The 24,095-nt window shown below is 60.9% G+C and carries 22 protein-coding genes and 1 riboswitch; of the genes, 9 read left to right on the forward strand and 13 right to left on the reverse strand.

Annotated elements, in window-relative coordinates:
• The first annotated feature begins 4 nt into the window (after nt 1–4).
• Nucleotides 5–736 (forward strand): osmolarity response regulator transcription factor OmpR, encoded by a 732-nt coding sequence (gene ompR / locus B9Z37_RS00485; protein WP_108311115.1) that lies wholly within the window; start codon nt 5–7, stop codon nt 734–736.
• Entirely contained in the window at nt 733–2,115 is a 1,383-nt protein-coding gene (locus tag B9Z37_RS00490) for an ATP-binding protein (RefSeq protein ID WP_108311116.1), read from the forward strand. Before ompR ends, B9Z37_RS00490 begins: the two co-directional genes overlap by 4 nt.
• Here B9Z37_RS00490 and ispF read toward each other — a convergent pair.
• Both ispF and ispD read right to left on the reverse strand, forming a co-directional pair.
• A complete protein-coding gene (ispF, locus tag B9Z37_RS00495) occupies nt 2,093–2,587 on the reverse strand; it encodes a 2-C-methyl-D-erythritol 2,4-cyclodiphosphate synthase (protein ID WP_108311117.1) in 495 nt (164 codons plus the stop codon). The genes B9Z37_RS00490 and ispF overlap by 23 nt on opposite strands.
• Nucleotides 2,584–3,309 carry a 2-C-methyl-D-erythritol 4-phosphate cytidylyltransferase gene (gene ispD, locus B9Z37_RS00500; RefSeq protein ID WP_108311118.1) on the reverse strand — a complete coding sequence of 242 codons (726 nt, stop codon included), beginning with the start codon at nt 3,307–3,309 and terminating at the stop codon, nt 2,584–2,586. The genes ispF and ispD overlap by 4 nt, the downstream gene beginning before the upstream one ends.
• Before the next feature lie 173 nt (nt 3,310–3,482).
• Between ispD and mfd the strand changes: the two genes are divergently transcribed.
• On the forward strand, nt 3,483–6,977 hold the full coding sequence (gene mfd / locus B9Z37_RS00505) for a transcription-repair coupling factor (protein WP_108311119.1): 3,495 nt from the start codon (nt 3,483–3,485) through the stop codon (nt 6,975–6,977).
• 32 nt (nt 6,978–7,009) lie between these two features.
• Nucleotides 7,010–7,726 carry a phosphoserine phosphatase SerB gene (gene serB, locus B9Z37_RS00510; RefSeq protein ID WP_108311120.1) on the forward strand — a complete coding sequence of 239 codons (717 nt, stop codon included), beginning with the start codon at nt 7,010–7,012 and terminating at the stop codon, nt 7,724–7,726.
• Between the two features lie 20 nt (nt 7,727–7,746).
• Here the strand turns inward: serB and B9Z37_RS00515 are convergent, their stop codons facing one another.
• The 3 genes from B9Z37_RS00515 to B9Z37_RS00525 all read right to left on the reverse strand — a co-directional run bounded on the left by B9Z37_RS00515 (nt 7,747) and on the right by B9Z37_RS00525 (nt 10,108).
• Nucleotides 7,747–7,956, reverse strand: a complete 210-nt coding sequence (locus tag B9Z37_RS00515) for a DUF3820 family protein (protein WP_108311121.1) — start codon at nt 7,954–7,956, stop codon at nt 7,747–7,749.
• Between the two features lie 10 nt (nt 7,957–7,966).
• The gene (locus tag B9Z37_RS00520) at nt 7,967–8,806 is read right to left on the reverse strand and encodes an alpha/beta fold hydrolase (protein WP_108311828.1); all 840 of its coding nucleotides are present in this window, start codon (nt 8,804–8,806) and stop codon (nt 7,967–7,969) included.
• A 105-nt stretch (nt 8,807–8,911) separates the two neighbouring features.
• On the reverse strand, nt 8,912–10,108 hold the full coding sequence (locus B9Z37_RS00525; RefSeq protein ID WP_108311122.1) for an aminotransferase-like domain-containing protein: 1,197 nt from the start codon (nt 10,106–10,108) through the stop codon (nt 8,912–8,914).
• Between the two features lie 66 nt (nt 10,109–10,174).
• Here B9Z37_RS00525 and nth point away from each other — a divergent pair, with 66 nt between their 5' ends.
• The 5 genes from nth (at nt 10,175) to B9Z37_RS00550 (ending at nt 15,496) form a co-directional block, all read left to right on the forward strand.
• Nucleotides 10,175–10,846 carry an endonuclease III gene (nth, locus tag B9Z37_RS00530; protein ID WP_108311123.1) on the forward strand — a complete coding sequence of 224 codons (672 nt, stop codon included), beginning with the start codon at nt 10,175–10,177 and terminating at the stop codon, nt 10,844–10,846.
• Nucleotides 10,847–11,104: 258 nt separating this feature from the next.
• Entirely contained in the window at nt 11,105–11,890 is a 786-nt protein-coding gene (locus B9Z37_RS00535) for a DUF3348 family protein (RefSeq protein ID WP_108311124.1), read from the forward strand.
• Nucleotides 11,887–14,256, forward strand: a complete 2,370-nt coding sequence (locus B9Z37_RS00540; protein WP_108311125.1) for a DUF802 domain-containing protein — start codon at nt 11,887–11,889, stop codon at nt 14,254–14,256. The genes B9Z37_RS00535 and B9Z37_RS00540 overlap by 4 nt, the downstream gene beginning before the upstream one ends.
• Nucleotides 14,256–14,912, forward strand: a complete 657-nt coding sequence (locus B9Z37_RS00545) for an OmpA family protein (protein WP_108311126.1) — start codon at nt 14,256–14,258, stop codon at nt 14,910–14,912. Before B9Z37_RS00540 ends, B9Z37_RS00545 begins: the two co-directional genes overlap by 1 nt.
• Entirely contained in the window at nt 14,909–15,496 is a 588-nt protein-coding gene (locus tag B9Z37_RS00550) for a DUF2894 domain-containing protein (protein WP_108311127.1), read from the forward strand. The genes B9Z37_RS00545 and B9Z37_RS00550 overlap by 4 nt, the downstream gene beginning before the upstream one ends.
• A 24-nt stretch (nt 15,497–15,520) precedes the next feature.
• Here B9Z37_RS00550 and B9Z37_RS00555 read toward each other — a convergent pair whose 3' ends face one another.
• From B9Z37_RS00555 to B9Z37_RS00590, 8 genes are read right to left on the reverse strand one after another with little or no spacing between them, the layout of a single operon-like run.
• On the reverse strand, nt 15,521–16,504 hold the full coding sequence (locus tag B9Z37_RS00555; protein WP_108311128.1) for a TauD/TfdA family dioxygenase: 984 nt from the start codon (nt 16,502–16,504) through the stop codon (nt 15,521–15,523).
• 41 nt (nt 16,505–16,545) lie between these two features.
• Complete coding sequence (locus B9Z37_RS00560; protein ID WP_108311129.1) at nt 16,546–16,788, reverse strand: glutaredoxin family protein; 243 nt, start codon at nt 16,786–16,788, stop codon at nt 16,546–16,548.
• 10 nt (nt 16,789–16,798) lie between these two features.
• Nucleotides 16,799–18,280, reverse strand: a complete 1,482-nt coding sequence (locus B9Z37_RS00565) for a cobyric acid synthase (protein WP_108311130.1) — start codon at nt 18,278–18,280, stop codon at nt 16,799–16,801.
• Between the two features lie 15 nt (nt 18,281–18,295).
• Nucleotides 18,296–19,060: an ABC transporter ATP-binding protein gene (locus B9Z37_RS00570; RefSeq protein ID WP_108311131.1), complete on the reverse strand. Its 765-nt coding sequence runs from the start codon at nt 19,058–19,060 to the stop codon at nt 18,296–18,298.
• Complete coding sequence (locus B9Z37_RS00575; RefSeq protein WP_108311132.1) at nt 19,057–20,076, reverse strand: FecCD family ABC transporter permease; 1,020 nt, start codon at nt 20,074–20,076, stop codon at nt 19,057–19,059. The genes B9Z37_RS00570 and B9Z37_RS00575 overlap by 4 nt, the downstream gene beginning before the upstream one ends.
• Nucleotides 20,073–20,945, reverse strand: a complete 873-nt coding sequence (locus B9Z37_RS00580; protein WP_240606582.1) for an ABC transporter substrate-binding protein — start codon at nt 20,943–20,945, stop codon at nt 20,073–20,075. Before B9Z37_RS00580 ends, B9Z37_RS00575 begins: the two co-directional genes overlap by 4 nt.
• On the reverse strand, nt 20,938–21,744 hold the full coding sequence (locus B9Z37_RS00585; RefSeq protein WP_108311133.1) for a cobalamin-binding protein: 807 nt from the start codon (nt 21,742–21,744) through the stop codon (nt 20,938–20,940). The genes B9Z37_RS00580 and B9Z37_RS00585 overlap by 8 nt, the downstream gene beginning before the upstream one ends.
• A 3-nt stretch (nt 21,745–21,747) precedes the next feature.
• Nucleotides 21,748–23,730 carry a TonB-dependent receptor gene (locus B9Z37_RS00590; RefSeq protein ID WP_108311134.1) on the reverse strand — a complete coding sequence of 661 codons (1,983 nt, stop codon included), beginning with the start codon at nt 23,728–23,730 and terminating at the stop codon, nt 21,748–21,750.
• 68 nt (nt 23,731–23,798) lie between these two features.
• A riboswitch (cobalamin riboswitch) is annotated at nt 23,799–24,044 on the reverse strand.
• Between the last annotated feature and the right edge of the window lie 51 nt (nt 24,045–24,095).

The raw sequence follows: 24,095 nt of genomic DNA on the forward strand, positions 1-24,095 counted from the left end.
GACCATGATCACATCCCCCCGCTTGGACAAAATCGTCATTGTTGACGACGATGCCCGGATCCGCGACCTGTTGCGCCGTTTTCTGTCGCAAGAAGGTTTCGATGTCTTGTTGGCCGAAGATGGCCGCGCTCTGGACCGCATCTTGCTCCGGGAAACCGTTGACCTGATGGTCTTGGATTTGATGCTTCCCGGTGAAGACGGCCTGAGCATTTGCAAGCGCCTTCGCCACTCGGGTGTCAAGACCCCCATCATCATGTTGACTGCCAAAGTCGAAGATGTGGACCGGATCACGGGCCTGGAAATCGGGGCTGACGATTACCTGGGTAAACCGTTCAATCCGCGTGAGTTGCTGGCGCGCATACATGCGGTTTTGCGCCGCAGGCCACAAGGTGAAGTGCCCGGGGCACCTTCTGCGGGTGACAACGCGGTGTTCGTGTTCGGTGCATTCTCTCTGGACCTGGGTAAGCGATCCTTGACCAAGGCGGGCGAAGACATCGCTTTGACCAGCGGTGAATTTGCCATGCTCAAAGCCTTGGCACGCCACCCCAAGCAGCCGCTGACTCGTGACAAGCTGGCCCAACTGGCACGTGGCCGTGACTTCGAGCCCTTTGACCGCAGCCTGGACGTGCAGATTTCCAGACTGAGAAAAATGATCGAAGTCGATCCTGCATCGCCCAAAGTCATTCAGACGGTTTGGGGCGTGGGCTATGTGTTCGTTCCTGACGGCCAGCCGTGATCGGTACTGACGTCGGCATTGAAGAAGGCTCGCTAGCCGAACGGACGCCACGCAGGCTCAAAGTGAGTCTGTTTTGGCGTACTTTCTTTTTGCTGGCCTTGTTGATTTTGTGCAGCAGCCTGGCCTGGCTGCAAATGTTCCGTACCCAGGAATACGAGCCCCGTATTTTGCGCAATGCGCATCAAATTGCCTCCGTGGTCAATTTGACCAAAACAGCACTCATGCATACCGACGCCATCGCTCGGCTGGCGCTGCTCAAAATGCTGGCAGACGAAGAGGCCGTCAGCATCCTGTCCCGTGAACCCGGCGACCGCGTTGTGCCTTTCGGCTCTTCAGGCATGGAAAAACGCCTGATCGACGAGATGGTCAAACGTTTGGGGCCGGGTACTGTGATCGCCTCACGCGTGAACGATGCCGAGGGCCTTTGGGTGGGTTTCCAGATCGAGCGCGACAGCTATTGGCTGCAAATGGACCCTGAACGTCTGCGCCCCTTGGGCGGTTCGGCTTGGGTGACCTGGCTGGGCATCACGCTCGCGTTGTCTTTGGCCGGCGCCGCCCTGATGGCCGGATTGATCAACCGGCCGCTCAAGCGCCTGTCATTTGCCGCCAGCCAGGTGCGTGACGGTCATTTCAACAACTCCACCCTGGACGAAGACGCCGCCACCAGCGAAATCCGGGAAGTCAACATCGGCTTCAACCGCATGGCCGAGCGCCTGGCCAAAATTGAACAAGAGCGGGCTTTGATGCTGGCCGGTATCTCACACGATTTGCGCACGCCTTTGGCCCGCTTGCGGCTTGAAACCGAACTGAGTGTGGCCGACCTCGAAACCCGTGATCTGATGGCTGCCGACATCGCCCAGCTGGACGCCATCATTGACAAGTTTCTTGACTACGCTAGGCCAGAACCCACCGAGTTGGGACCGGTTTTGTTGTCGGGCGTCATCAGTCGAAGCATTGGGCCTTGGCGCAACAACCCGCGTTTTGAAATCACGGTGGATGTGGACGAAGACCTGCATGTCAAAGCCGAAACCGTGGAGTTGGGTCGTGTGCTGTCGAACCTGCTGGAAAACGCTCGTCGCTACGGCCAAAGCCCCGGCGACGGTGTGACTCGGGTCGAAGTCGTCGCCCGCGTCCACGACGGCTGGGTGCTGCTGCGTGTGCGAGATCAAGGCCCGGGTGTTTCTGAAGAGGCCTTGAAAAACCTCACACAACCGTTTTTCCGGGGCGATGCAGCCCGAACGTCGGCCACAGGTTCCGGTCTGGGCCTGGCCATTGTGGAGCGCTCGGTTCAGCGCATGGGGGGCACCTTTTCCGTGTTCAACAACAGCGCGGGGGGCTTGATGGCTCTGATGAAGTTCAGGCAGGCTGAGCCGAATTGAACACCAGCAAGGCCACAGCTCGAGCTTCCATGCTCTGGCCCATGCCGACTGGGCCCAGCTTTTCAGCTGTTTTGGCTTTCACATTCACCTGATCCGCGTTCACACCCAGCGCCTTGGCCACGCCAGCGTTGATGGCCGCCATGTGAGGTGCCAATTTTGGCGCTTGGGCCACGATGGTGCTGTCCACGTTCACCAGCTCCCAGCCTTGCGCACGCACGCGGCGCATGGCTTCGGCCAGTAAGACGGAGGAGTCAGCCCCCTTGAACTGTGCATCCGTGTCGGGAAAATGCCGCCCAATGTCGCCCAAGCCCGCCGCCCCCAACACCGCATCGGTGATGGCGTGCAACAAGACATCGGCGTCGGAATGGCCCAAAAGGCCAGCGGTGTGGGGAATTTCGACCCCACCCAAAATCAGCTGCCGTCCGGGCACCAGAGCGTGCACATCCCAGCCTTCACCGATGCGGATATTCATGGTTTTGCCTTTAAAACAGCCTCGGCAAACGCAAAGTCTGCCGGGTAAGTGACTTTCAGATTCATGGCCGAGCCTGGCACCAAACGGGGCGACAAACCTTGCCGCTCCATGGCACTCGCCTCGTCGGTGATGCCCGCAAACCCGGAGGCTGCCACCTGCGCAAGCGCTTGGTGCAGCGGGCCCACGCGAAACATCTGCGGGGTCTGCGCCAACCATTTGCCTTCACGCGGCACGGTGGTCTCAACGCGGGGCACATCACCCTGAGTCTGTGTCTTGAGCGTGTCTGGCAGCGGCAAAGCCAGCAAACCGCCGACCGGGTCATCCTGGCACGTCTTGATGAGCAAGCTCACGGCCTCGGGCGTGACCAGACAACGAGCTGCGTCGTGCACCAACACCCAATCTTGAGGATCAACACCAGCGGCCAACATGGCACCCAAGCCGTTGAAAACGCTTTCTGCCCGGGTGGCCCCGCCGCAGTTGAGCCTGGCAAAGCGCTCAGGCCAAAGAGCGCCGTTCGGCCAAACAAAGTCATCATCGGGCGACAACACCAGCCAGCCCTGCGCGATTTGCTGCACCTGCGCCAAGGCCTGCACGGTGTGCATGACCATCGGCTGCCCGGCCACGGTCTGGTACTGCTTGGGCATGGGGGTGCCCGCACGGCTGCCAGTGCCCGCGCAAGGGATCAGGGCGTGAAAACGGGGATGGGCAGAAGTCAAAGACATGGCTTCAGATTGTAGGAGGTCGCTCTGCGCCTGAACGGCGCCCCATGGCCATGGCCAAAGTGGGGGCTCTTTGTCACCACTTCTACAATGCAGTGTCTGCAAACTTTTCCACCCCCCTCCATGTCGGCGGGGGGTGTTTTGCTTTTTCATCGCCATTGCCCAGCGCACACACCATGCAACTGCCCAGCCTGATATCCGGCAAACGTTTCACCCTGCCCCGCCCCGCTGGATCGGCCGATGCCGTGCTGCTGGCCCAACTGGCCGAACGCGAGAAAAAAGCGGGCAAGCTCACCGCCATCGTCACCAGTGACGCGGCCGACGCCCAGCGCCTGATGGACGAACTGGTGTTTTTTGCGCCCGATCTGCGCTGCGTGATGTTCCCCGACTGGGAAACACTGCCGTATGACACCTTCTCGCCGCACCAGGATTTGATCTCTGAGCGCTTGGCCACCCTGTGGCGCATCAAGCAGCGCAACCACACCGAGAGCGCCGATGTGGTGCTGGTGCCCGCCACCACGGCGCTCTATCGGCTGGCCCCGCCGTCCTTTTTGGCGGGTTACACCTTCGAATTCAAGGTCAAGCAAAAGCTCGACGAAGCCCAGCTCAAGGCCCAGCTCACGCTGGCGGGCTACTCGCATGTGAGCCAGGTGGTCAGCCCCGGCGAATACGCGGTGCGCGGCGGCTTGATCGACCTCTTCCCCATGGGCTCGCTGGTACCTTACCGCGTGGACCTGTTCGACGACGAAATCGACTCCATCCGGACCTTTGACCCCGACAGCCAGCGCAGCCTCTACCCCGTGCCCGAGGTGCGGCTCCTGCCCGGGCGCGAGTTCCCGATGGACGAGGCGGCCCGTGCGCGCTTTCGCAGCCGCTGGCGCGAACTGCTCGAAGGCGACCCGACCAAAAGCCGCATCTACAAAGACATGGGCAACGGCGTGGCCACGGCGGGCATCGAGTATTACTTGCCGCTGTTTTTTGAAGAGACCGCCACGGTCTTTGACTACCTGGGTGCAGGCCAGGCCGACGCGGCCACCGTGGTGCTGCACGGCGATCTAGAGCCCGCCTTTCAGCGCTTTTGGCAAGACACCCGCGACCGCTACCGCCTGGTGCAGGGCGACCCCGAGCGGCCCGTGCTGCCGCCCGATGCGCTGTTTTTGAGCGCCGAGCAGTTCTACACCCTGACCAACGGCCATGCGCAACTGGCTTTGCGCGCAGGCACGCAAGACGTGGCCGACAACACCCTGGCCCAGCCCCTGCCCGAGCTGACCGTGGTGCGCGGCGCCGAAGACCCGCTGTCGCGCTTGCAAGCGCACATCCACAGCAGTGCCAGCCGCGTGCTGATCCTGGCCGAGAGCGATGGCCGACGTGAGAGCCTGCTCGACTTCGTGCGCTCCAGTGGTCTCACGCCACCCGTCTTTGACAGCCTCGAAGAGTTTTTGGCCAGCGACGAAAAGGTCGGCATGGCCACTGCTGCACTGGTCAGCGGTTTCCACTGGTTCGAGCACAACATCGACCTGGTCACCGAAACCGAACTCTTTGCCGCAGGGGCGGTCACCCGCCGCCGCAAAAAGCAGGAACAGGTCAGCGATGTGGAAGCGCTGATCAAAGACCTGAGCGAGCTGAATGTGGGCGACCCGGTGGTGCACAGTGCCCACGGCATTGGCCGCTACCGGGGTCTGGTCAACATGGACATGGGCCAGAAAAACCCCGACGGCACGCCCGCCCTGCAAGAGTTTTTGCACCTGGAATACGCCGACAAAGCCACGCTCTATGTGCCTGTGAGCCAGCTGCAGCTGATTGGCCGCTACACGGGCGTGAGCGCTGACGAAGCGCCGCTGCACAAGCTGGGCTCAGGCCAATGGGAAAAGGCCAAACGCCGCGCCGCCGAGCAGGTGCGCGACGCCGCCGCCGAATTGCTCAACATCTACGCCCGTCGCGCCGCGCGCGAAGGCCACCCTTTCCGCTACAGCCCGCAAGACTACGAAACCTTTGCCAACGACTTTGGTTTTGAAGAAACCGCCGACCAAAAGGCCGCCATCCACTGCGTCATTCAAGACATGATCAGCCCCCGCCCCATGGATCGCCTGGTCTGCGGCGATGTGGGTTTTGGCAAGACCGAGGTCGCGCTGCGGGCCGCTTTTGTGGCCGTGACCGGCGGCAAGCAAGTCGCCCTGCTGGCACCCACCACGCTGCTGGCCGAGCAGCATTACCAAACGCTCAAAGACCGCTTTGCCAAATGGCCTGTCAAGGTGGCCGAAGTCTCGCGCTTTCGTTCGGGCAAAGAAGTCACCGCCGCCCTCAAAGGCATTGCCGACGGCACGGTGGACATCGTGGTCGGCACGCACAAGCTGTTGAGCGAATCCACCAAGTTCCACGACCTGGGCCTGCTCATCATCGACGAGGAACACCGCTTTGGCGTGCGCCACAAAGAGGCCATGAAAGGCCTGCGGGCCGAAGTCGATGTGCTTACGCTCACGGCCACGCCCATCCCCCGCACCATGGGCATGGCTTTGGAGGGTCTGCGCGATTTGAGCGTGATTGCCACCGCGCCGCAACGCCGCTTGGCCATCAAAACCTTTGTGCGCAACGAAGGCACGGGCGTGATCCGCGAGGCGGTGCTGCGCGAACTCAAGCGCGGCGGCCAATGCTACTTTTTGCACAACGAAGTCGAGACCATCGAGAACCGCAAGCAAAAGCTCGAAGAAATCCTGCCCGAAGCCCGCATCGCCGTGGCCCATGGTCAGATGCCCGAGCGCGAGCTGGAGCGGGTCATGCGCGACTTTGTGGCCCAGCGCTACAACATCTTGCTGTGCTCGACCATCATTGAGACCGGCATCGACGTGCCCACGGCCAACACCATCGTGATCTCTCGCGCCGACAAGTTCGGCCTGGCCCAGCTGCACCAGCTGCGCGGGCGTGTGGGCCGCTCGCACCACCAAGCCTATGCCTATTTGATGGTGCCCGAGATCGAAGGCCTGACCAAACAAGCCGCCCAGCGGCTCGACGCGATCCAGCAGATGGAAGAACTGGGCAGCGGCTTTTATTTGGCCATGCACGACCTGGAGATCCGTGGCGCGGGTGAAGTGTTGGGCGAAAACCAGAGCGGCAACATGCTCGAAGTGGGCTTTCAGCTCTACAACGAAATGCTGTCCGAAGCGGTGCGCAGCCTCAAAGCAGGCAAAGAGCCGGACTTGCTCAACCCGCTCACGGCCACCACCGACATCAACCTGCACGCCCCCGCCCTGCTGCCCAACGACTATTGCGGCGACGTGCACCTGCGCCTGTCGTTCTACAAAAAACTGGCCACCGCCAAAACCAGCGATCAGATCGACGCCCTGCTCGAAGAACTGGTGGACCGCTTTGGCAAACTGCCCCCGCAAGCGCAAACCCTGGTCGACGTGCACCGCCTGCGTGTGCTGACGCAGCCCTATGGCGTGATCAAGGTCGATGCCGCCCCGGGCGTCATCCAGATCACCTTCAAGCCCAACCCGCCCGTGGACCCCATGGCCATCATCGGTCTGATCCAAAAGAACAAACACATCAAGCTGGCGGGCAATGACAAAATCCGCATCGAGCGCGAACTGCCCGACCCCAAGGCAAGGGCGCAGATGGTGCGGGATGTGTTGCGTTCATTGGGCCAACCCAAGACTGAAACCACCGTGGCCTGATTCCCTTCAACGATCTTCGATAATCCCGACCCATGACCACCGTTACCGAATTCGCCCCCGGCCTCGCCATTCAGGGCTTCACCGCCCCGCTGTCTTTGTCCCAGTTCAAGCTGATCGCGTTTGACATGGACTCCACGCTCATCAGCATCGAGTGCATTGACGAGATCGCCGATGCCGTGGGCCGCAAGGCCGAGGTGGCGGCCATCACCGAGGCCGCCATGCGCGGCGAGATCACCGACTTCAAAGAAAGCCTGCGCCGCCGTCTGGCGCTGCTCAAGGGCGTGACGCTGGCCGACATGGAACGCGTTTACACCGAGCGCCTGAAGATCAACCCCGGCGCAGCCGAGCTGATCGCCGCTTGCCAGAAGGCGGGCATGAAGGTGCTGCTGGTCTCAGGTGGCTTCACCTTCTTTGCCGATCGCGTGAAAGCACGGCTGAACATCGACTTCGCCCGTTCTAACCAACTGGAGATCTTGGGTGGCGAACTCACGGGTGGCCTGGTCATGCAAAGCTGGGGCGATATTTGCGACGGCGCCGAGAAGCGTCGAACCTTGCTGGAAGTGGCTTCGCTGCTGGGCATCGAACCGCATGAATGCATTGCCATGGGTGATGGCGCCAACGACCTGCCGATGATGGGTGCCGCTGGCCTGTCCGTCGCGTATCACGCCAAACCCAAGGTGCGTGAGCAGGCGATGGTGGCGATCAGTGAAGGCGGGCTGGACCGGCTGTTGGAAGTCGTCAAGCCCTGAAAAAGCGCCCAAATGCCGAATCAGCGGCGCAAAGGCTTGAGCAAATCGCTCAAACCGTTGTGGTCGATTTCTTGCATGAGTTGAAGCAGTTGCCCGATTTCGCCCTTGGGGAAACCCTCACGCGCAAACCAATTGAGGTAGTTGCCGGGCAAGTCGGCAATCAGTGTGCCCTTGTGCTTGCCAAAGGGCATGGGCATGGTGACCAGCTTCGTCAGGTCTTCGGGCTTCATGGCCTCGCCCTCACACCCCGCCCCAGAGCCATTCACGCACGCGTGCATGAAACGCCTCGGGCCGCGAGATCATGACCCAATGCCCGCAAGGCAAGCCTTGCACCGCACTGCCGTGCGTGGTGGCGACTTTTTCCAGCCATTTGGCCGAATGGAACATGAAGGGTTTGCGCTCGCCATAAACAAACAAGAGCGGCATGGGCAGCTGGATTTGCGCCGCGCCTTTGAAGCCGCCCGCCGTGCCGAACCACTGCATGGCGTAGGGGTAGTTCATCTTGTGGGTGATGGTGGCCGGGTCTGTGGGGCAGCGCAGCCAACGCGCCATGGCGCGGGTCATGCGGGTGCCCAGACTGCCGCCGATTTTCCAGGCCAAGGCCAGCCAGACCTGATAGCCCATCACCGACAGTTTTTCCTTGGTACCCCAGCTGCGCAACAAGGCCCCCGAGTTGTGGTCGCCCACATCCACCGCCACCACGCGGGCCACCCGCTCGGCGTGGCGCATGGTGAATTGATAGCCAAAAATACAGCCCCAGTCGTGCAGCATCAGGGTCACGGGTTTGTCCGGGCTGATGCGGTCCACGATCTGGCGCAGGAGCTGGCACATGTCGTCCAGGCTGGTGGCCGAGGGGCCTGACTCAAAGCCCGGCAGCGTCAATCGCGCACAGATGGCGCGGTCCTGCAGGGCGGCCACGGTGCCGTCCCACAGCGCGCGGGTATCCGGCCAGCCGTGCAGCATGAGGATGACCTCGTCACCCTGCCCTTGCAGCCAGACTTCAGTGCCGTTGACATCGATGCACAGCTCGGTGATGGTTCTGACGGGTTCGATGTCGCTGGAGGACCGTTCTTGAGACATGTTGATGTCGTCCCGCACTCGATGCGGGATCCATGGTGATGAAGAAATGGACCCCGGATCAAGTCCGGGGTGACAGACTCAGGAGTTTCAGGGTGACGAAGAGAGTCAAAGCGCCTTGGCCAGGCGAGAGACGCCTTCGAGGATCTTGTCTTCGCCCACAGTGGCAAAGCTCAGGCGGAAGGTGGCGTGGTCGGGGTTGGCGCAGAAAAACGGCGTGCCCGGCACAAAGGCCACGCCGTTGTCGATGGCGCGTTTGGCGAACACGTTGCCGTCATTCACCTTGCCGCCCGCACCCGTGAGGCGCGCCCAGACGAACAGGCCGCCTTGGGGCTGCACAAATTCGACCGCATCACCCAGCTCACGGCGCAGCGCGTCGCCCATGGTTTGGGCGCGTTTGGCGTACACGGCGCGCACTTTGTCCAAGGTGGCAGGCATGCGGCCCGCCAACAGGTATTGCGCGGCCGTCGCTTGGGCAAAGGTGCTGGTGTGCGCGTCGCTGAACTGCTTGCACATGGTGGCGCGGGCCAGCAATTCGGCGGGGGCGATCATCCAGCCCACACGCAGGCCTGGCGACAGCACTTTAGAGAGCGACCCGCAGTGCACCAGCAACTCGCGGCTGCCGGGCACGGATGCACTCATGGCCAGCAAGCTGGGTGGGGGTGCCTCGCCAAAGTACAGATCGCCATAAGGGTCGTCTTCCAAAATCAGGGTCTGGTGCTTGACCGCCATCTCCAGCACCTTTTTACGGCGCTCGGCGCTCAGCAAGGCACCGCTCGGGTTGCCAAAGGTGGGGATCAGATACACAAACTTCGGCTTGTGCTCGGCGATCAGTTTTTCCAGCTCGTCGGTTTTGACGCCATGGCCGTCCACCGGGGCGCTGATCAGCTCGGCCCCGTAGAGGCGGAAGCACTGGATGGTGGCTAAAAAGGTCGGGCCTTCCACGATCACCTTGTCGCCAGGGCTGATCATGGTTTTGCCGATCAAGTCCAGCGCCTGCTGGCTGCCGGTGGTGACGATCAGCTGGTCTGCAGACACCTCTTTGGCACCCTTTTGGGCCATGAAGTGGGCCAGTTGCTCGCGCAGCGGGCCAAAGCCTTCGGTGGCGCCGTATTGCAGGGCGGCGCCGGGGTCTTGGCTCAAGGCGGCGTTGCTGGCTTCGCGGATACCGTCCACGTCAAACATGGCGCTGTCTGGAAAGCCCCCCGCGAAACTGATGATCCCGGGCTTGCCCAAAAGCTTGAAAAGCTCGCGGATGGCGGAGGTTTCGACGTTGTTCAGGCGGTCGGCAAATTGCAAAGGCATGGTGTATCTTCCCGGTTTGTCTTGGCCGTCATTTTGCCAACATCTGCACACCTACTTTTGACCCCCATGAAACCCGCACAGATCGAATCTTTTTTTGCCACCTTGCAAGCCGCCAACCCCATGCCCGTGACGGAGCTGGAGTACACCAGCGTCTTTGAGCTGTTGGCCGCCGTGCTGCTGTCGGCCCAGGCCACCGATGTGGGCGTCAACAAGGCCACGCGCAAACTCTTCCCGGTGGCAGGCACGCCGCAAAAGATTTTGGACCTGGGGCTGGAAGGTCTGGAGAGTTACATCAAGACGATTGGCCTGTACCACAGCAAGGCCAAGCACCTGATGGAAACCTGCCGCATTTTGGTCGAGCAGCACGGCGGTCAAGTCCCACGCACGCGCGAAGCCTTGGAAGCCCTGCCCGGTGTAGGCCGAAAAACCGCCAATGTGGTGTTGAATTCGGCCTTTGGCGAGGCCACCATGGCGGTGGACACACACATCTTCCGCCTGGGCAATCGCACGGGTTTGGCCCCCGGCAAAACGCCTTTGGAAGTGGAACAAAAGCTGCTCAAACGCATTCCCGCCAAGTATTTGGTGGACGCCCACCATTGGCTGATCCTGCATGGGCGCTATGTGTGCCAAGCGCGCAAACCGCTGTGCGGGCAGTGCGCTGTGGCGGCTTTTTGCGACTTCAAGCCCAAGACGCCTTGGATTGCAGGGTTCATGGATACCCGGTCAAGCCGGGTATGACATGAAAAGCACCCCGAGACCTTATTTCGTCACACCCGATCACCCGTTTTGTCCCCCCCGCTCCCTCTTGTTTCGTCACCCACCTCCCTTTTGTTTTGTCCCCCCCCGCTCCCTCTTGTTTTGTCACCCCCGGCTCGATCGGGGGTCCATGCCTTCGACGGGTAAAATCACAATTTTGTGAATCGCCAGTGCCAGCCTTGGCATCCGTCACGCCCTGAGCCCAGCAGCTCTGATTTTTGTAGCCAAACACACCCGTCCATGACGCGCCCCTCGCCGCGTACCCACCTCAACAGCTCCAGACTCACGCGTTTTCTGACTGAAAACGCCATGATCGATGCCGCCCCTGTCGCGGACGATGTGGGACAGAAGTTGGGCGATTGGTTGAACTTTCGCCAGGCCATTGCCTTGCACGGCGTGCTCAACCCTGAGCAGCCGTCTGCCGCGCCACAGCCTGCGCACCTGCGTCGAGCGGGGACGATGACAGCCGAAGCACTGACCCGGTATGCGGACAAAGTGCGGGCCCAACTTGAGCAATCCATCGCGCAAGGTGCGCCCCCTGGCTCAGGTCTGGCTCGCATCGACATGCCCCCTGCTGAAATTGACGAGCCTATTGAGCCCAAAACAGCTTTTGAGCCCTACCGCCGGTTTTATGCCGCCCACCAGCGACAAATGGAAACGTCCATTCAAACTTTGCGTTCGCAAGTGCGGGGGCAATTGAGTCAAAGTTCGCCTCACCTGCAGCAGCTGGCCGCACTGGATGCCGCCTTTGAAAATATCCTGAGCGAGCGCGAGGCGGTGTTGCTGGGCAAAGTCTCCAAGCTGCACGAAAAGCGCTTTGCACAAGCCCTCAAACAACACCTCAAGAAACAAGCCGAAGCCGCTGATGCAGGTGCCGAAGCCACGACCGCCCCTGCGATGGGTGTCTGGCTGTTACCAATGCGCCAAGCCATGCGCACCGCATTGCTGGCAGAGTTGGACACACGACTGCAACCTGTTCTGGGCCTTCTCGAAGCCTTCCACACCTACACACCACAAGAACAATGAAACGATATTCCTTTCACATCGCCTTCGGGCTGGGCGCATTGGCCGTGCTTTGGGTCGCGGCTGCTGTGGCCACCTCGCACCTGCTGGTCTTGATCATGGCGGCGGTCATTGGCGGGGTGTATGTTTTCGGCACGATCGAGCTGCACCAATACCGGCTCGCGACCGCCGCGCTGAACCAAGCCTTGGCCAATATCCCCCCCCAGTTGCAAAACCTCAATGATTGGCTAATCACCCTGCCATCGGGTTTGCAAAACCCAATCCGCCAACGCGTCGAGGGTGAGCGCGTGGGCCTAGCGGGTCCGGCATTGACACCCTATTTGGTGGGCTTGTTGGTCATGCTCGGCATGCTGGGCACGTTTTTGGGCATGGTGGTCACGCTCAATGGCGCAGTGTTTGCACTCGAAGGCTCGACCAACGTGGCGGGCATTCGGTCCGCGTTTTCCGAACCCATCAAAGGTCTGGGTCTGGCCTTTGGCACGTCGGTGGCTGGCGTGGCCACCTCGGCCATGCTGGGCTTGATGAGTAGCTTGGCCCGGCGTGAACGTGCCCTAGCGACTCAGCAGCTGGACACGCTCATGGTGAGCAGCCTGCGCGGCTTTTCCCTGGTGCACCAACGGCAAGAAACATTCAAGGCCTTGCAACAACAGTCGCAAGCGCTGCCGCAAGTGGTGCAGCAACTGCAGACCCTGATGGCGCAAATGGCCGAAACCAGCCAGCAAATGAATGAACGCTTGCTGGCCAACCAGCAAAGTTTCCACACGCAAGTGCACTCGGCCTACACAGGTCTGGCGCAATCGGTGGACCAATCGCTGCGCAGCAGTCTGAGCCAAAGCATGCAACTGGCCAGCGACGGCATTCGCCCCGTGGTGCAAGCCACCATGACGCAACTGAGCGAACAAGCCCAGACCATGAACGAGCGCCTGCTGCTCAACACGCAGCAGCAGCTGGGTGAACTCAAAACCCAGATGGCGAACACCGCCGCTGCCGTGGCGCAGACCAGCGCAGAAACGCTGAAACGCCACGAACAAGCCAGCACCCAAATGACCGAACGTGTCGGTCAGACCTTGGAATCGTTCAGCCAGAATTTCGAACTCAGCGCTAAATCGTTGGTCGACCAAGTCAGTGCCGTCCAGACGCAGCAACTGACCCAGCAAAGCAGCGCCGACCAGCAGCGTCTGCAGGTCTGGCAAGCGTCGCTGGAGCAGTCGGCCTCCACACTGCACAGCCGGTGGCAGACGGCGGGCACGCAAACCCTGGCCCAACAGCAAGCCATTTGCGATGCGCTGGGCGAGACTGCCCAGGCCATTCAGAGCCAAGCCCAAAGCCATGCCAGCCAGACGCTAGCCGACATCACTCGCTTGCACGATGAACGCGCAGCAGCCGACCAAGCGCGCCTGGAAGCATGGAAAGCCTCGCTCGAAGCCACCGCCGCCAGCCTCGGCCAGCAATGGCAAAGCACAGGCGCGCAGACGCTTGCACAGCAGCAGGCGGTTTGCGACACGCTGACCCGCACGGCGCAAGACATCACGACCCACACCCAAACCCAGGCCACGCAAACCTTGGCCGAAATCACACGCCTGATGACCAGCAGCGAAACGCTGATGCGCGAGCGCATCGCCACCGAGGCGCAGTGGACTGCTGGGCACCAGCAACGCGCCGAAGAACTGGCGGCCGTGCTGCGCCAGGAACTCTCGGCCCTGCGGGATGCCGAAGACGTGCGCGGTCAGACCGCCGTGGCTCGCCTGAGCGAGCTGCAAAGCGCGGTGACCGCACACCTGACTTCACTGGGCACCGCACTGGAAGATCCGATCACACGCCTGATCGAAACCGCCTCAGAAGCGCCCAAGGCCGCAGCCGAAGTCATTGGCCAGCTGCGGCAAGAAATCTCGGTCAGCGTGGCGCGCGACAACGCCTTGCTCGAAGAGCGCACCCGCATTCTGGGCACGCTCAGCACCTTGCTGGATGCGATCAACCACGCGTCGACCGAGCAACGCGGCGTGATCGACGCCATGGTCTCGGCCAGCCAAGCCACGCTGAGCCAGACCAGCGGTGAGTTCCATGAACACGTGGCGGCCGAGACGGGCAAGCTGGGCGACATTGCGGCGCAAGTCACGGCCAGCGCGGTGGATGTGGCGAGCTTGGGCGAGAGCTTTGGCTTTGCCGTTCGCTCGTTCAGCGAGACCAACGAAAAGCTCATGACCCACCTTCAGCGCATCGAGCAAGCGATCGAGAAATCCATGACGCGCAGTGACGAGCAACTGGCCTATTACGTGGCGCAGGCTCGTGAAATGATTGACCTGAGCATTGGCAGCCAAAAAGACGTGCTGGAAGCCCTGCAGCAGCGCCAAGCCGAAGGAGGCGCTTGATGCTGGAACTCGAAGCCGAGAGCGAATCCACCACGCCCACCTGGATCTCATTTGCCGACTTGATGACCGGCCTGCTGGGGGCCTTTGTTCTTTTGTTGGTGGGGGTGATGGCAGCGCAACTGGACATGGCCTCCAAGCTCGAAGACGAGGTGCAAAAGCGGCAGGTCGAAGAGCAAAAGCGCCTCTCGTTGGAACAAGCCTTGGCCATTCCACTGGCCAGTGGCCGCATCACCTTGAACAATGGCCGCATCGGCATCAGCGGCAAGCTGTTGTTTGAACTGAACTCTGACAAGCTCGAACCCGAAGGACGCCAACTGCTCAAGAGCCTGGTGGCTCCGCTGCGCAGCTACCTGGAGTCGCGTGATGAGATGCTGATGGTCAGTGGTTTCACCGATGACAAGGCGGTCAGCAACCGCAACCGCCAATTCGAAGACAACTGGGAGCTTTCTGCCCAGCGAGCCTTGACGGTGACGCGCACTTTGATCGAAGAAGGCATGCCGTCATCGGCGCTGTTTGCTGCGGCCTTCGGCCAAGAGCAACCCCTGGTGGCCAACACCAGCGACAAGGCCCGCGCCCAAAACCGCCGCGTGGAAATGGCCCCTGTGCCCAAAGCTGCCAATGCGGCCAGCACCCAACAGCCAACCGTCAAACCATGAACGAAACCACGCCAGCGCCGCTGCCCGACCTTGACGCCTTGCGTGCGTCGGGCGCGGCGCGGGTGGATGCGGTGGGCTGGCATTACATCGAAACACTGGCCAAGCGCACGCGTGAACAATCGGGCCTTACGCAACTGAAGCTCGTGGCCAAACTGCAAGAGGCTCTTGTGCGTTTGGAGACCCGCCTGAGCGAAGCGACTGTGCCGGTGGCGAAACAGGACGCTATCCCCTCCCCCTTGGCCACACTGCTGCACGACATGGGATCGAAAAGTACCCCGCAAGCCTCCAGCAAAACGTCAGGATGGGGGCATGAGAGCCCGCGCATTCAGCAGTTCAGAAAGCAATTGAGCCAGATCAGCGTGCAAAAGCAGGTCACCCAAGCCATTGCCCAAGCGCCGCAAAACGCAGGCCCCATTAACTCGCACATGTTGGTGCTGCGCTCACTGGGGCTGATGCGCGATATTTCACCGGACTATCTCAACCGGTTCATGGCGCATGTGGACACGCTGCTGTGTCTAGACGAAGCAGGCAAGGCCAAGTTAACGCCCAAGAAAGCCTCACCCGCCGCCAAAATCCGCCCGTAGGGGCAGCGCTGGTGCTCGGTGCGATCAGGCGAGCACAGCGGGTGCCGGGAAACCGTTGCGCCCCGGAAACTCGGGGGCCAGTGTCCGCGCGTTGGGCATCTTGACCCACAGGCGCAGCATCTTGCGGTTGAGTTCATGCACGCCGTGGTCTTCAAACTCGTTGCGCGAGTGCAGCACGGCGTAGTTGTTGGCGAACTGCAGGTCACCGGGCTCAAGCATCATGCTCAAGCGGAAATCATCGCGGTGCATGATGTCGTCGAACAAATCGAGTGCTTCGATTTCGACCTTGGACAGCGGCAGGTTTCGGATTTCGTGGCCCAGCTCGATGTACTGGCGCAGGTAGCGGCAGCTGAGCTTGCCTTGGTGGTGGCTGAAGATGGGCGACAGGCTGGGCAAGTCTTCGCACAGGTGCGAAAAATACCAAGTGCGGTAATACAGACCCAGGTACTCGGGGTGCTTTTGCAAAATCTCGTTGTAGATCGCCGCCACGCTCACCAGCGAGCTCAAACCACCCTGCTTAGCCTTGCGCAGGCATAAAAGGCCCACCACATCCGACGGGTCTGAGTGGTACGGCAGGTACAGGTTGGTTTCGTAAACGCGGGTGGTTTTTTTCGTCACATCGCCCACGTTCATGACCACGCCGAGCAGGTCCCCTTTGGGGTTTTGCCGAACGGGCACACCCATGTGCAGGCCAATGCCGTAGTAGATGATTTGAATGTCTTCTTCGCTGTAGCGCTCGACAGGCAAGCCCCGCAGCACCAAAAAGCCCCGGCCGTTTTCCAGTTCATCGCTGTGGACTTTCAGGGCCTGGGCCCAGTCGCCAATGGGAAAATCCTCTCGGCTGAAATTCGGAAACGTCAGCCCTTGGGCCTTGACGTGGGCCAAGGCAGCGTCCAGCGTGGCAACGGCTTGTGCAGACAAGAGATGCAGCCAGGATGTGTCCCCCTGCATGTCGGCGCCCTTCCAAGCGGCCGGCCCGGTGATGGCTTGTTTGAGTATCAGGCTCATGGCATTCCTTTTGGTGATTTCACAAGCCCTTGAGGCTCGATTCAGCGGCCCAGTTGGGTCAGTGCGGCTTGCAAGCCCGCCAAACCACCCACGCGCTGGTCGTTGATGAAGATCTGGGGCATTTGGCGAACCGATGGGCCACACTTTTCGTAAAAGGCCATGCGCTCGGCTTCACCGTCGATTTTGATTTCTTCAAAGGCCAATGACTTGGACTTGAGCACCATTTTGGCGGATTCGCATTGGGGGCATGCGGACTTGGAGTAGACGACGATTTTGAGTTCCATGGCATCGATTTTAGCGATCGGTTCGGTCTTCAATCAACCGCCGCAAGACGGAGGCATCGGTGTGCGTTTCAAGGAAATCGGCCAGGCCTTCGAAAACCGTTTCCAATGTGGGGGCTTGTGCGCCAAACAAGGCTTGCAGTACAGCCGGGCATTCAAATAGACCATGAAAATACGTGCCCAACACCTGGCCCCCGCTACTTTGCCAAGCCAAGCCCGGCATGACTTCGTGCAGCGATGAGCCCGCTGCCAGCATGGCGCTGTGGCCTTGCGTCTGGCCGTGGTGAATTTCGTAGCCCGCCGCCTCGATGCTGCTCAGTGCAGACCAAGGGCCTTGAACTTGATCAAAGCGTGCCACGGTCTTCGTCACTGTCTTGTCCAGCGAAAAATGGGTCACCAACGGCAGCAGGCCCAGCCCGGGGGCGTTGCCGTCAATGCCATGGGGGTCGATCAACGCTTCGCCCAGCATTTGCAGGCCACCGCAAATACCCAGCACGGCCCCACCGCGATGGGCGTGTTCGGTGATGGCCGAATCCAGCCCTTGCTGGCGCAGCCAGGCCAAGTCGCTGCTGGTGTGTTTGCTGCCGGGCAATACCACCCAGTCGCTGGTTTGCAACCCGGCCAAATCGGCCGGGTTGCGTGCCCAGAGTAGGCGCACACCGGGCACATTTTTGAGGGGCTGAAACTCGTCGAGATTGCTGATGCGTGGGTAAGCGATCACGGCCACGGTTTTTGTCACCGATCCGTTGGCGCTGCTGCGGTCATCGAACACGCCGTCTTCTTCGGGCAAGCCATGCTGCCACCACATCGGCAGCACAGCCACGGTGGGCACACCCGTCAAAGTCTGCAACATCTCGGGCGCAGGGGCCAGCAGGCTGGCGTCGCCCCGGAATTTGTTCAGTACAAAACCAGTGATCCGTTTTTGGTCTTCGGGTGGCAACAGAGCCCAAGTGCCATAGAGGTGGGCAAAGGCTCCGCCTTTGTCGATGTCGGTCACCAGCAGGCATTGGGCATGGGCATGGCGTGCCACCCGCAAGTTGACGATGTCGCTGTCCATGAGGTTGATCTCGGCAGGCGAACCTGCGCCCTCGATGACGACCACATCGTTTTCTGCGATCAGCTCGTCGAGCGCAGCTGCGATCTTGGGCCAGACTTTCTCACTGCGCCCACGCCATGGCGTGTCGCTCAGGACTTGGCTGACTTGGCCGAGCAACACCACCTGGCTGCGCGTGTCGGCTTCGGGTTTGAGCAGCAAGGGGTTCATGCGCACATCCGGCTCGGCTTTGGCCGCCAGCGCCTGAAAGTATTGCGCACTGCCGATCTCGCCCAAGCCGCTGGCACTGGCAACCACGCGGGCGTTGTTGCTCATGTTTTGTGCTTTGAAGGGCGCAACTTTCAAACCCTGGCGGGCGTAATGGCGGCACAGCGCCGTGGTCAGCCAGCTTTTGCCTGCCCCGCTGGACGTGCCCAGCACCATGATGCAACGTGCGGTCATCTCGGTCTTCCAGGTTCAAAGGCGTGGCAACACGGCCCATTGCTCGCCCAGTGCAGCAATGCGGATGCGGTGGTCAAACACAGCCTCGATGGCGGTGTGGGTTTCAGCGGCGTGGCCCGCGCCGTGGTGTACCACGCGGCCCTGGGCCATCACGATGATCTCGTCGGCGTGCAAGGCCATACCAATCTCATGCAGCACGCTGACCACGGTGGTGCCTTGGGCCAGCAGGCAGTGCACTTGCTCCAGCCAGTCCACCTGGTGCGGCGGGTCGAGGTTAGCCAGCGGCTCGTCCATCAGCATGATCGGGGCATTGCCCGCCATGGCTCGGGCCAGCAGCACGCGCTGGCGTTCACCGCCCGAGAGTTCGCCCAAGGTGCGTTCGCGCCAGTCCCAGGCCTGGGTGGCCTTGAGCGCGGCTTCGACCATTTGGGCGTCTTGGTCATTGGGGGCATCGAGCCAGCCCTGGTGCGGCAGTCGGCCCAACATGGCCACGTCCCACACCCGCAAATCGAGCGAGCTGGCCTCACCCTGGCCGAGCCAGGACAGTTGCAGAGCACGTTCACGGCGGGCGATGCTCTCAAGTGCGCGGCCTTGCCAGAGCACTTGGCCGCTGTGCGGCAACAGGCCCGCCAGCGCCTTGAGCAAGGTGGATTTGCCCGCGCCATTGGGGCCCACCACGCAGGTCCAGCGGCCTGCGGTGATTTGCAAGTCGATGCCCGTGAGCACCGGGCGACCTGCCAGTTGCACATGCAACTGCCGAGTTTGCAAGGCGTGTGTCATGAAAGCCCCCCTGCCCCGCCACGGTGGCGCGTGTCACGGTAAATGCGCCAGAGCAGATAACCACCGCCCAGCACCGCCGTGAGCACACCCACCGGCAATTCTTGCGGGGCAAACAGCACGCGGGCCAGCACATCGGCCAGCGACAACAAGGCCCCACCCATGAGCGCCGCCAGCAGCAAGCGCCAGGCGTGGGTGCTGCGCACCAGCGAACGCACCAGGTGCGGTGCGGCCAGGCCCACAAAGGCCACGAGCCCGATGTGCGCCACCGCCGCGCCGGTGCTCAGAGAGATCACGCCCACCAACACCAGCCGCGCCGAGCGCAGCGGCACGCCCAGGCTGTGCGCGGTGGATTCACCCAGCGTGAGCGCGTCCAGCACGCGGGCAAAGGCCCAGGCCAGCGCCACGCACACCGCCAACACGCAGCTCAACGTCGCGCAGGCGGTCCAGCTCACAAAAGCGGTCGAGCCGAGCATGAAACCCTGCATGGCTTGCAGCACTTGCGGCTGGAGCAAAGACACCATCGAGGTGACCGCCCCCAGCACCACGCCCACCACCACCCCAGCCAAAAGCAGGCGCAGGGTTTGCTGCACGCCACGCGCCAACAGCAAGGTCAGCAGCACCGCCAGCACCGCGCCCGCAAAGGCCGCACCCGTGAGGCCCACGCCCATCCACCAGCTCATGGCCCAGGCGCTGCCGCCAAATAAACTCAAATAGGTGCCCACGCCCAGCGATGCACCCGAGGCACTGCCCAGCAAATAGGGATCGGCCAGCGGGTTGCGAAACAGGCCCTGGGCCACCGCACCAGCCAGCCCCAATAAGGCCCCACCCAGCCAGGCCCCCAGGCTGCGCGGCAGGCGAATGTCCCAGACGATCTGGCGTGAGACCTCGTCAGCCGGACCCAACCACCAAGCCTGCCAGCCCTGGCTGCCTGCGGCGGTGCCCAAGAGCACAATGGCCACGCCCAACAGCAACAAGCCCCAGGCCCAGCGGGCCGCCCGGTGCTGCAACGGTTTCATCGCTGCCCCCCGGCGGCTCGGTTGAGGCACTCGGCCATCAGACGGGCCCCCTCGGCCATGCGCGGACCTGCACGCACCAGCATGTCGGACTCGGCCTGTTTGAACACGCAGATGCGCTGCGCCTGCATGGCTTTGAGGCTGGCCCAGCCCGGGCGCTGCGCCATGCTGATGCGGCTGCTGTCACCCGCCATGATCACGTCAGGCTGGGCACGCACCACAAATTCGGGGTTGACCTGCGGAAACGGCCCCATGGCCGCAGGCAGGATGTTGGCCACGCCCATGCGGGTGAGCGTTTCACCGATGAACGACGATTCGCTGGCCCCATAGGGGGCGGAGCTGACTTCAAAATAAACCCGCTGGGCTTTGGCTTGCGGGCTGAGCGACTGCACCGCCGCTTGCACACCGGCCTGAATCTCGCGCCAAACGCGCTCACTCTCGGGTGCAGGCACGCCCAAGGCGTCGCCCACGGTGCGAAGCACCCGCTGCGCGTCGGCATGGTTGCGCGGCTCCAGCCGCAGCACCGTCAGGCCCAGCGCCTGCAAGCGGTCTGCCCCCCGGGTGGAGCCCGCTGCCAGCACAAGATCGGGCTTGAGCGCAACGATGCTTTCGATGTTGGGATCAATGCCGCCGCCCACGCGGGGCACCCGGGCGATGGACGCGGGCCAGTTGGAATACCGGTCCACCCCCACCAGGCGCTGGCAAGCACCCAGGGCGCAAACCGTTTCGGTCAGCGACGGCAACAAGCTCACGATGCGCTGCGGCGGCTGGGCGATCTGGATTTTTTGCTGCTGATCGTCCAGCACGGTGGCGGCCTGGGCCGAGCCGCACAGCAGCCAGACGCACGCCACACGCATGAACCACTCAGCCATGCTGCGCCTCCCACTGACAAAAGATGCGGTGCAGCTGCGCCACGCCGTCGGTCAGCGCAGCGGGGCCGGGCTGCAAGATGTCGGCCGATTTGATCTCAAACACCTGCCCGTTGCGCACCGCAGGCACGTCTTGCCAGCCCGGACGTGCCGCCACTTTTTCGGGGCGGAATTTCTTGCCGCACCATGAGCCGATGATGATGTCGGGCGCGCGGCCCACGATGGTCTGCCCGTCGGCAATGATGCGGTCTTTGCCCATGGGCATTTGAGCCAACTCAGGAAAGCAATCGTCACCGCCCGCAATGCCGATCAGCTCAGACACCCAACGGATGCCGCTGATGTGCGGCTCATCCCACTCTTCAAAATACACCTTGGGGCAACGTTTGAAGGTGGACGCTGTTTTTTGAATGGCTTCTAACTGCGCACGCATTTGCTGCAAACGCTCTAACCCCTGCTCTGCCTGCCCCACCATCGCGGCCACTTGGTACAGCATCGAAAAAATCTCATCCACGCTGCGCTGGTTGAACACCGTGACCTGCACACCCGCACGGATGAGCAAGGCCGCGATGTCAGCCTGCAAGTCAGAAAAACCAAAGACGCAGTCAGGCTTGAGCGCCAAGATCTTGTCTATCTTGGCGCTCAAGAAGGCGCTGACTTTGGGCTTTTCATCACGGGCACGGCGCGGACGCACGGTGTAGCCAGAGATGCCCACAATGCGCTGCTCCTGCCCCAACAGGTAAAGCCACTCTGTTGTCTCTTCGGTGAGACAGACGATGCGTTGGGGGGTAAGAGCAAGCGGCATGGATTACAGACTGGCCTTGATATTCAAATAGAAACCACGCACATCAGCAGGGTAAATACCATTGCCACTTGCGTAGTCGTAGTAGTTTTTATTGGTCAGATTCCGAATCCAAGCAGACATCGAGATGGTTTTGTTCAATTGTGTTTTTGCGCCCAAATCGATCAAATTTCGCGAAGGAATCAACGGATTGGAGAAGCTTTGATCGCTCGCTTGGATCATGTTGCCGCGGTAATGCGACGAAGCCATCACCGAAAAGTCTTGGAAGCGCTGCTCTGCAGTGATGCGAACAACTTCTTTGGGTGTCATGGGCAACCGATTACCAGCATTGCTACCTGTTGCAATTTTGGCGTTGATGAAGTCAACCGAAGCTTTAACCGAAAGACGGGACGTCACCGACCATTCAGACGCAAGAGAGAAAATGGACCGGGTGGTGTCATACAAGTTGGCATTGCATGACGCCAGCGTTACGCCAACCGAGCCACAAATTTCTTGGTACCCAATCTCATCCTGGGCTTTGATGTTCCGGTAATGTGCCTCGACCTTTCCATGTGAATATTTCTGCTCAGCTTGCAAGAAGTATTCACGGGTGGTCATTGGATGCAGATTCGGATTTATTTCGAGCATGGCAAACGTGTTTCTGTCAAAAAAGTACAGCTCGTCCGCATTGGCAAATCTGAACCCGGTCAGGGCTCCCACCCTCACAGAAGTTGCCTCCGAAAGTTGCGCCTTCAAGCCAGCAGAGACGGAATTTTTTTGGTCACTTGAACCCGTTTGTGCCTGTGTTGTTGATTTTTGGAAATCGCTGTGCACGCGATGTGTGCGTGCGCCGCCATCCAGCGTGATGCCATACCCCATAGGTCGCATCGCTTGAACATAGGCAGACTCGCTTGAACGGTGAACCTGTTTGCCTAAATCCGTATTGGCATCAGCAGAGGAAAACTCCCCCCCGAACACAAGTTGCCCAAGACCCAACTTCATCCTGTATTCCGGGTTCACTGAAATACGTTTGTTGGTGATGGTGCTTGCAGAATAGTTGGCAAATTGCATGCCGTTCCAACTGGAGTAATACGTGCCGTAACTTTCATCTTTCGATGTTTGCTGCAAAACGTCGACCGTCAGCAAATCGTCAGTGCCGATAGCGCGATCGTATTTGATGCCCAGGGAATTGCCTGTCCGGTGTGTATGCGGCGCATAAGATGAGCTTGCCTTTTTCGGATCTGCTGAATATTCATCGGGGGTTAAAGACCCCGGCAAGTTCGCCGTCTCCTCAAGTCCTCGGGCAATCACGGACACCTTACCCAGAGCCGATGTGTGAGAAATTCGGAACTGTGCGCTTTCTTGGCGGGAGTCGCTGTGCTGGCGGTGACCGTCCGAGTGCGCGCTCATCAAGGAAAGCCCGCCATTGAAGTCGTCTGTCTTGAAGCCCAAGTATCCGTCGACCTTTCGATAGCCAAAGCTTCCCAAAGCGAGGCTCACCTCTTTGGTGGCATCCGCACGTGTAATGATGTTGATTACGCCACCTTGCGCACGCTCCCCATAAAGTGCACCACCACCTGCCTTGCGAATTTCAATCCGCTCTATGCTGCTCATCGGAACCTGTGCAAACCGAATGCCAGAGGAATCCAAGCTGTTGACACGCTGCCCGTCCACAAGGATGAGTACGTTTTGAGAGCCGGCCTCCCCCATGTAGCCCACGTCCACTGATGCATCAATGCCCAGCCGACCGTACAAGCGATTGACGGACAGCCCCGGAACAGAGTCCAAGAATTCAACGACGTTGGACGCACCTGATTGCTCAATTTGTTGGCGAGAGATGACATCAACCACCACAGACCCGGCAGAACGAGGCTGCGGCACGCGAGATGCTGAAATCACAATGGGGTCTGTCAGCGCATGAGGCTGCAATCCAGCTGAGTCAATTGACTGGGCATGGGATGAAACAGCCAGCGTAATAACACTAGCCATCAACAGGAATGAATTTTTCATTTAAAACTAACAAGTCAAACGCCCTCACCGCCTTCCCCGACAGTGCATGGGCTTTACAACCTGTCTTGCGACAGGTCACCTTGTTGGCCGGTATCCGGGCTGACAGAGCGACCTTCATCACCTTCCCGGTCACCTGTTTCAGGGTGGCCAGTGGTTTGAGATGAAAGCTGGGTTTTCGTTTGACTGAAAACCCGTCTGCTTACCGTTGCGGGGGCAGCGCAGGTTAGGCGGGCCGTGGTGGCCCTCCCTCCTGCTTCCCGTTGAACTGCGTGCCGTGAACCGGCTGCGCGAGCACCAACAATGCTTATTTTATGTTGTAACCTGTCAGCCAGCCAACAAACGGCCCCACCCTCTACAATGTGAAA

The sequence above is a fragment of the Limnohabitans parvus II-B4 genome, from assembly GCF_003063455.1.
GTDB classification, from domain to species: Bacteria; Pseudomonadota; Gammaproteobacteria; order Burkholderiales; family Burkholderiaceae_C; genus Limnohabitans_A; species Limnohabitans_A parvus.

Bases quoted from the DNA above. Each gene is read 5' to 3' on its own strand.
- ompR (WP_108311115.1), top strand. From the start codon at position 5: ATGATCACATCCCCCCGCTTGGACAAAATCGTCATTGTTGACGACGAT.
- ispF (WP_108311117.1), bottom strand. From the start codon at position 2,587: ATGAATATCCGCATCGGTGAAGGCTGGGATGTGCACGCTCTGGTGCCC.
- ispD (WP_108311118.1), bottom strand. From the start codon at position 3,309: ATGTCTTTGACTTCTGCCCATCCCCGTTTTCACGCCCTGATCCCTTGC.
- mfd (WP_108311119.1), top strand. From the start codon at position 3,483: ATGCAACTGCCCAGCCTGATATCCGGCAAACGTTTCACCCTGCCCCGC.
- serB (WP_108311120.1), top strand. From the start codon at position 7,010: ATGACCACCGTTACCGAATTCGCCCCCGGCCTCGCCATTCAGGGCTTC.
- B9Z37_RS00515 (WP_108311121.1), bottom strand. From the start codon at position 7,956: ATGAAGCCCGAAGACCTGACGAAGCTGGTCACCATGCCCATGCCCTTT.
- B9Z37_RS00520 (WP_108311828.1), bottom strand. From the start codon at position 8,806: ATGTCTCAAGAACGGTCCTCCAGCGACATCGAACCCGTCAGAACCATC.
- B9Z37_RS00525 (WP_108311122.1), bottom strand. From the start codon at position 10,108: ATGCCTTTGCAATTTGCCGACCGCCTGAACAACGTCGAAACCTCCGCC.
- nth (WP_108311123.1), top strand. From the start codon at position 10,175: ATGAAACCCGCACAGATCGAATCTTTTTTTGCCACCTTGCAAGCCGCC.
- B9Z37_RS00535 (WP_108311124.1), top strand. From the start codon at position 11,105: ATGACGCGCCCCTCGCCGCGTACCCACCTCAACAGCTCCAGACTCACG.
- B9Z37_RS00540 (WP_108311125.1), top strand. From the start codon at position 11,887: ATGAAACGATATTCCTTTCACATCGCCTTCGGGCTGGGCGCATTGGCC.
- B9Z37_RS00545 (WP_108311126.1), top strand. From the start codon at position 14,256: ATGCTGGAACTCGAAGCCGAGAGCGAATCCACCACGCCCACCTGGATC.
- B9Z37_RS00550 (WP_108311127.1), top strand. From the start codon at position 14,909: ATGAACGAAACCACGCCAGCGCCGCTGCCCGACCTTGACGCCTTGCGT.
- B9Z37_RS00555 (WP_108311128.1), bottom strand. From the start codon at position 16,504: ATGAGCCTGATACTCAAACAAGCCATCACCGGGCCGGCCGCTTGGAAG.
- B9Z37_RS00560 (WP_108311129.1), bottom strand. From the start codon at position 16,788: ATGGAACTCAAAATCGTCGTCTACTCCAAGTCCGCATGCCCCCAATGC.
- B9Z37_RS00565 (WP_108311130.1), bottom strand. From the start codon at position 18,280: ATGACCGCACGTTGCATCATGGTGCTGGGCACGTCCAGCGGGGCAGGC.
- B9Z37_RS00570 (WP_108311131.1), bottom strand. From the start codon at position 19,060: ATGACACACGCCTTGCAAACTCGGCAGTTGCATGTGCAACTGGCAGGT.
- B9Z37_RS00575 (WP_108311132.1), bottom strand. From the start codon at position 20,076: ATGAAACCGTTGCAGCACCGGGCGGCCCGCTGGGCCTGGGGCTTGTTG.
- B9Z37_RS00580 (WP_240606582.1), bottom strand. From the start codon at position 20,945: ATGGCTGAGTGGTTCATGCGTGTGGCGTGCGTCTGGCTGCTGTGCGGC.
- B9Z37_RS00585 (WP_108311133.1), bottom strand. From the start codon at position 21,744: ATGCCGCTTGCTCTTACCCCCCAACGCATCGTCTGTCTCACCGAAGAG.
- B9Z37_RS00590 (WP_108311134.1), bottom strand. From the start codon at position 23,730: ATGAAAAATTCATTCCTGTTGATGGCTAGTGTTATTACGCTGGCTGTT.